This window comes from Rubrivirga sp. (assembly GCF_049648075.1).
Lineage (GTDB): Bacteria > Bacteroidota > Rhodothermia > Rhodothermales > Rubricoccaceae > Rubrivirga.
Genome location: NZ_JBARYR010000763.1, coordinates 1 through 4,813, shown reverse-complemented (window position 1 = coordinate 4,813; position 4,813 = coordinate 1). Strand labels below are relative to the sequence as shown.

Sequence of the window (4,813 nt, the reverse complement as noted above, 5' to 3'; positions counted from 1 at the left end):
GTTGAATGCCAGGAACGCATCCTCCCGCGCTTGGTGCGCCGACGACCAGTGCGCGTCCTCGAGGACGCCGACGATCTCGGCATCGCGACCGCTCAGGGTCACGCCCGCTCCGAGCGCGGCCTCGAGGTCGGGGAAGCCGAGCGTCGCGACCATCGACGCGGTCGCCAGGACCGGGACCGGTTCGCCCTCGAGGGGCGCCGGGAGTCCGTCGAACGCGCGGCCAGCGACGAGTGTCAGGTCGTACAGACCGGCAAAGTCGGCGTCGACGTCGGTGATGGAGCCCCGGACCGACTGGTCCGAGCCGTCGAGACGGATGCCGTCGGTGCCCATGTTGTGGCCTTGTCCCGGAACGGTCTGCGACGCCGCGACCTCGAGGACGGATGGGATCTCGGCGAGCGCGCTCTTGAACGCGTCGAGGTCGGACGCGCGGTTGGCGCCGTCGGGGCGGACGCGGGGCGCGGGGATGACCACGACGTGCTCGGTGTTGACGCCCAGGTCGAGGTCGCGCATGTGGGAGACCTGCATCGACACCACGATCACGCCGGCCACCATCGCGACCGAGGCCGCGAACTGGACCACCACCAACCCGCGCCGCAGGCCCGACTGTCCGCCCGAGTCGCCCAGCCGTCCTCGAAGCGCCGTCACCGGACGGAACGACGACAAGACGAACGCCGGGTACAAGCCTGCGAGCACGGTTGCTGCGACGAAGGTGAGTGCGAAGGTGCCCCACAGCCACGGGCTCGTCCACAGTGCCGTCGACAGCTCGGCGCCGACCAAGGCGTTTACGGTGGGGCGGAGCACGGCCGCGAGCCCGAGCGCCAGCACGAGCGCCACGACGTTCGTCAGCGCCGACTCGGTCAAGAACTGCGTCACCAGTTGCCCGCGCTGGGCGCCCACCGCCTTCCGCACGCCGACCTCGCGGGCTCGGCCCGCCGCCCGCGCCGTCGCCAGGTTGACGTAGTTCACCAGCGCGATCACTAGCGTCGCGAGGCCCAGGAGGGTGAAGAACGAGACCGTCCGGTAGCTCCCCGCGACCGCGTCCGGCGCCTCGACGGCGTCATTCAGGTGGACGTCGGCGAGGGGCTGGAGGCCCAGCATGGCCTGAGTCCCAGACTCACGGAAGGCGTCGCCTCGGACCTGCTCGAACGCCGCCGCAGCCTTCGCGCTCGCGACCCCATGCTCGGCTCCATCACGGAGCTGGACGTAGGTGTAGAAGTTGGAGAACCCCCACCCGTCGCCCGTCGCGTACTGCGGCGTGCCCAAGACGTCGGCCATCGGGAGCAGCACGTCGAACCGCAAGTGCGACGTGGCCGGCACGTCCTCGAGGACGCCCACCACGCGCGACTCGAACCGTGTCCCGAAGGCCAGCACATCGAGGACGCGGCCGACGACATCGGCGCTGCCGAAGGTTGTCTCGGCCATCTCCCGCGACAGGACGACGGTGCCCGGCTCGGTCAGCGCTGTCGCGGCGTCGCCGCTCGCGAGGGGGAACGAGAACATCTGCAGGAACGCCGGATCGACCCAGAAGGCGTCCTCGACCTCGAAGGCTTGCGCCGGCCGCTCGGGATCGGAAACCACCGCCTTCCACACGTTGTGTGCTCGCGCCGTCTGGACGATCTCGGGGACGCCGTCCTCGAGGACGGCTGCCAATCCAGATCCGTTGAGGGCGACGGTGCGCGGGTCGCTTCCCTCGTCCTCGAGGTCGAGCGTGGCGCGGTAGATCGAGTCCGCGTTCTCGTGGAATCTGTCGAAGCTGCGCTCGTGCGCGACGTACTGGAACAGCAGCAGGCAACACGTCAGGCCGATGGCCAGGCCGACCACGTTGAGAGCGGCGTAGCCCTTCTGACGCCGAAGCGACCGCAGGGCGACCAGGAGGTAGTTCTTCAGCATGGCGGAGGCGACCTCGAGGTCGGGAGTCGGTTCAGGTTCAGCGGCCCGTCCTCGAGGGCGGGTTACTCGGAGCGGAGCGCGCGGACGGGGTCGGCGACGGCGGCGCGGAACGCCTGGGTACCGACCGTCACAAGCGCGACGGCCAGCACGAGCGCTCCGGCGAGCGCGAGCGGCATCCAGCCGACCTCGATGCGGTACGCGAACCCGTCGAGCCAACGCGACATCCCCCAAAGCACGAGCGGGACAGAGATGACCGCACCGACCGCGACCAGAGCCACCACGTTGCGGCTCAGCAAGACCACGATCTGCCCCACCGTCGCGCCCAGCACGCGCCGCACGCCGATCTCCTTGGACCGCAGCGAGACCTCGTAGGCCGCGAGCCCGAACAGGCCCAGGCACGCGATCAGAATCGCCAGGGCCGAGAGCGCGCCCAGGACGCGGCTGAACTGCTGCTCGGCGGCGTACTGCGCGCCGAAGTCCTCGTCCAGAAAGCTGTAGGTGAACGGCCTCGAGGGCACCAGGTCCGGCCAGATCGCGTCGATCGCGTCGAGCGTCTGGGGGAGCCGGGCGGTCCCGACGCGGAGCGTGAGCACGCTCTGGAGCATGTCGGACGCCACCAGCGCCAGGGGCTCGACGGCCGTCTGCAACCCCTCGACGTGGAAGTCGCGCACGACGCCGACGACCACGCCCGGGCCGCTCCAGAACTCCGCGCCCGCGCCCAAAGCGGCCTGGGGCGAGGGGTAGCCCGCCTCGCGCACGGCCGTCTCGTTCAAGACGTACGCCGCGACCGAGTCGGACATGGTCGCGGCACCCGGCGCGGCGCCGGCGACGATCTCCAACCCGTAGACGTCCACGAAGCTGGAGTCCACCATGTACATCGTGGCCAGAAAGTCCTCGGTCTCGCCCGAGGCCATTTCGAGCTCGCCGCCGGCGACGTTGTGCCCGCCGGTGGGCGCGGAGCTGGACGACGTCACGCCGGTCACGCCCGGGAGCGCGACGAGCTGGCGCGTCGCCTCGCTACCCGTCGCCGCGTCGCTCTCGCCGAACGGGTTCATCGGGTCGCCGCCCTCGAAGGGCAACACGACAAGCTGCGTGCCGCCCCCATCGAGGTCGATGCCCAGGTCGCGCGACTGCATGTGGTCGATCTGAGAGAACACCACGACGGTCGCGGCGATGAGCGCGATCGAGACCGTGAACTGGACCGCGACGAGGCCACGGCGCAAAGTGGCCCCCCGCGCGCCGGTCGCGAAGCGGCCCTTGAGGACGTCGGCCGGGCGGAAGCCGCTCAGTACGAGCGACGGGTACGCGCCGGCCACGAGTCCCACGCCGACGGCCAGGCCCGCTAGGCCGAGTGTCCACACGCCGAGGTCCGCCAAGGCGAGCTCGTTGCCCGTGAGGGTCTCGAAGCCGGGGAGAACGACCGCCGCGAGAACGAGCCCGAGCCCAAAGGCGAGCAGGCACAGCACGACGGCCTCGATGAGGAACCGGGCCGCCAAGCCCGCTCGCCCCGCGCCCAGCGTCTTGCGCACGCCGACCTCTCGCGCCCGGTCCATCGACCGCGCCGTCGCCAGGTTGGTGAAGTTGACGCCGGCGATCAGCAGCACGAACAGGGCGATCGCGCCCAGGATCTGGAGGACTTGGAGGCTCCCCTGGACGTCGCCCGCGTCGTGCTCAGAGTAGAGGTACGCGTCCTCGAGGGGCGTCGCTTGGAGGGCGAGGGTGTAGTCCTCCTCAGCCAAGATGTCGCCCATCTCGGCTTGGAGGAGCGCGGTGAGCTTTGCGTCGAGCCCCTCGAGGTCGGCGCCCTCGCGCAGCAGGGCGTAGGTGAGGAAGGCGGAGGTGCGCCAGGTGTAGTAGAAGCCCGGGTCCTCGAGGGTGGCCAGCGACGCCATGGCGTGGAACTGGAGGTGCGACTGCGACGGCACGTCCGCCATCACGCCGCTCACGGTGAGCGTGTTGGCGCCGGAGACGACCGACTCGCCGACCACGTCGGTCCGGCCGAAGAGGGTGCGCGCGGTCGTCTCGGTGAGGACGATCCGGCCGGGGTCCGCCAGGGCCGTCGCCGGGTCCCCCGTGACGAGTGGGAACGAGAACACGTCGAGGACCCCGGGATCGGCGTAGTAGACCCGGCCGGGCTGGAACACCTCACCGCCGACCTCGAAGATGGGCCGGCCGGGAAGGAGCCGGACGGCCGTTTCCACCTCGGGGATCGAGGCGTTCAGGGCGGGCGCCAGGAGCCCGTGCGTGCTCGCCCGGTGCTCGGTCTCACCGCCCTCGATCTCGTCCAGGTCCATCCGGACGACGCGGTCGGCCCGCTCGTGGAAGGTGTCGAACTGCGTCTCGTGACGAACGAACAACGCGATCAAGATGACGCACGCCATGCCGAGCGCGAGCCCGCCGACGTTGAGGAGCGCGAAGCCGCGGTTGTGGCGCAGGTTGCGGGCGGTATCGCGGAGAACGGAGCGGATCATCAGGGCAAGGGGGGGCGTGGGCCTCCGGTTCGGTGCTTGCCAGGGACCAAGGGCCGTGCCATCCCTGGTACCGACGCCTGAGGCCTCAGCGACGGGTCTCGCTGTGCGGACGCGCACACCTGCCGAGCGGCACCGCACAGTCTGCCCTCGAGGTTGCAGGCCGTCCTCGAGGCCGGACACCCTCACCCGCTATCGCGAGAGCTCCCTCGAGGGAGCATGCCGTGCGCGACCTCGAGGCCGCAGCAGTAGCGGTACCTCCTCGAGGCGGGGTGGCGGCTTCGAAGACGATGCGCAAGGTGCCGAGGGGTGCCTGCTGCGTCCTCGAGGTCGGACCGGGTGCTCATTCGCCAACCCTCCGATCGTCAATCGACGAATGGACTCGCCCTCGAGGGCGGATTAGTCGGCGCGGAGCGCGCGGACGGGGTCGGCGGTGGCCGCGCGCAGGGCCTGGG

The 4,813-nt window shown here is 70.6% G+C and carries 2 protein-coding genes; both read right to left on the bottom strand.

What is annotated here, in order from left to right; translation table 11 throughout:
• A partial coding sequence (locus WBA11_RS20185; protein WP_424522427.1) for an ABC transporter permease occupies positions 1 to 1,890 on the bottom strand: 1,890 nt, incomplete at its 3' end.
• A gap of 62 nt (positions 1,891 to 1,952) precedes the next feature.
• Positions 1,953 to 4,361: an ABC transporter permease gene (locus WBA11_RS20180; protein WP_424522426.1), complete on the bottom strand. Its 2,409-nt coding sequence runs from the start codon at positions 4,359 to 4,361 to the stop codon at positions 1,953 to 1,955.
• Between the last annotated feature and the right edge of the window lie 452 nt (positions 4,362 to 4,813).